Genomic DNA, 2,140 nt, shown 5'->3' on the forward strand with positions numbered 1-2,140 from the left:
CCACCAGATATTGAATTCAGAAAGTGTCTTTACCGTTCCTGATGCATGAAGGATAAACAACAGTACGCCCACGATCATCATCGTGGCCCCAGCCAGCAGCCACCACATCAGTGACGGTGGCGGTGACAGTTCCGAGGTTAATGCTTTAGTTCGTTCCCAGCCCATTGATTATCCTATCGTGCTATTTGACGCACTGGAGATCACCTGACAACCGCACTGGCATTTGCAGCCATCACTAACGACGGCACGACCTCCGCAGGTTCGTTGTGGCATACCTTCAACGATCGGGTTTGTACCGTGCCCTTTAACTGGGCAGCTCACCATATCGCCTACTAATGCGGCCTTCTTGCCATTCACTGTAATTGTGGAAGAGGCGGAAATAACTGAACCGCCATGCGTTGTTTTATCACCGAGTAAAACGAGTCCTCTGGACATAATTAATTTCCAGGTAAATTAAATTTTTTAAATAGAATGGCGTTTAACTTTTATTTCATTCAGCCAGTTAAAACAAAAAATAATTATATTTTTGGATTAAATATTTTTAATGAAATATATCTCATAGATAATTTCAATTTCATCCTCAGTGATATATAAGAAGCGGGCAGCATATGTGTGGATTTTTTAATAACTATTTCATTGAGAGCAATTTTTCATAATCAGGGATAATCGTACGTTCATGTGCAATTTTTCCATTTGGATAAGTTATCGTCATTCCTGCAGGTTCGCTTTTGCTTTTGGGACTTTCAAGTACAACAACTTTATTCATATACACAACAGGTTCTATAAATATATTTTTAGCACCATAACTCCTGTAATGCCTACTCCATTTTTTATATTCCACATCGCCGCCGAATAACTTCAATGTTTGCTTATTAAGTAGGTTATTAATAAATATCATAGGAAATAATTCTGTCTTTAAGTGTAAGTCACCATGGACTTCTTTTTTTCTACCTGAGCCTTCTCCTCCGCCATACGCCTCATCATCGAAACCAAATACATAACTCGCTGGAATAATATTTTTCCCTGATGTCAGCGGTATATTTTTTACAGGTTGAATATCAACTCTGATGGCACTGAGTTTCCATTCACACATACCACCACCATCAAGAGCAATACGGTTTTGCCAGATATCGCTTCCTCCCTGCCTTATCATGCTTATGACCTGGGGATTCTTACCTCTATCCATACTGACATGAGATTCTGTTTTTTCATCGTAGACCTCTCGCTGGCATTTGTCCGAGCGGTACAGGACATCCATGGGCGTGACTTCCGTTTGCGGTGGCAGCTTTACAGTCACCGTTACCCACTCAGAACTGGCAGGAGGGTTGAGGGTATAATCCGGCCGACTGGCACAACCGCTCAGAGGAAGTATTAGTGCGAATAGACTAAGGAAATTAGATAATTTCAATTTCATCCTCCGTGATATATAAGAAGCGGCAGCCCTATGTGTATATTTTTTAATAACTATTTCATTGAGAGTAGTTTCTCATAATTTGGATTGACATTAGGAATCTCCTCTTTACTGCCGTCAGGGTAGGTCGCAGTAATATTTCCTGGCAGCAATTTGGGCGGATTGAGCGTCACTACTTTCGATAAATAAACCACTGGCTCTATAACTATCTGTTTTATATTATAAACTCTGTAATACCGATTCCATTGTTCATAACGAGTATCACCACCAAATAATTTTATCGTAACTTCATTGTCACGATGATGAGTAATTATAGGGAAAAACTCAGACTTTAAGTATAGATCTCCAGTCGTTTTTTTTGCAGCCCCCTCCCCAAATGCATTTCTGTATCCCTCATTATCAAAATCAAAAACATAGTTTGTTGAGATAATATTTTTTCCCGTAACCAGAGGGAGAGTTCTAGCCAGTTGAAGTCCAACCCTTATACCACTGAGTTTCCATTCACATTTTCCGCCCCCCTCAAGTGCAACTCGAGCTTGCCTTATATCGCCGCTATTCTGAAGTGTTATCAGGTGCGGGTTCACTCCTCTGTCCCGACTAGTATGAGACTCAGTTTTTTCATCATAAACCTCTCGCTGGCATTTATCCGAACGGTACAAAACATCTAATGGCAACACTTCCATCTCACTAGGAAGCTTAACGGTCACGGTCACCCACTCAGAACTGGCA

At 40.9% G+C, this 2,140-nt stretch carries 3 protein-coding genes and 1 pseudogene; all 4 read right to left on the bottom strand.

Annotated elements, in window-relative coordinates; translation table 11 throughout:
- A pseudogene (locus AEP37_RS27490) lies at positions 1–165 on the bottom strand (hypothetical protein); the annotation flags it as partial.
- A gap of 3 nt (positions 166–168) precedes the next feature.
- Entirely contained in the window at positions 169–435 is a 267-nt protein-coding gene (locus tag AEP37_RS25480) for a PAAR domain-containing protein (protein ID WP_072086416.1), read from the bottom strand.
- A 193-nt stretch (positions 436–628) separates the two neighbouring features.
- Positions 629–1,408 (bottom strand): hypothetical protein, encoded by a 780-nt coding sequence (locus AEP37_RS27495; RefSeq protein ID WP_244880843.1) that lies wholly within the window; start codon positions 1,406–1,408, stop codon positions 629–631.
- A 56-nt stretch (positions 1,409–1,464) separates the two neighbouring features.
- Positions 1,465–2,140 (bottom strand): hypothetical protein (locus tag AEP37_RS27500; protein ID WP_244880845.1); only part of this gene is annotated, 676 nt, incomplete at its 5' end.

This window comes from Yersinia pekkanenii (assembly GCF_001152565.1).
In the GTDB taxonomy this organism is placed as follows: domain Bacteria; phylum Pseudomonadota; class Gammaproteobacteria; order Enterobacterales; family Enterobacteriaceae; genus Yersinia; species Yersinia pekkanenii.

Excerpts from the sequence above, each read along its gene's own strand:
- AEP37_RS25480 (WP_072086416.1), bottom strand. The coding sequence starts at position 435 with ATGTCCAGAGGACTCGTTTTACTCGGTGATAAAACAACGCATGGCGGT.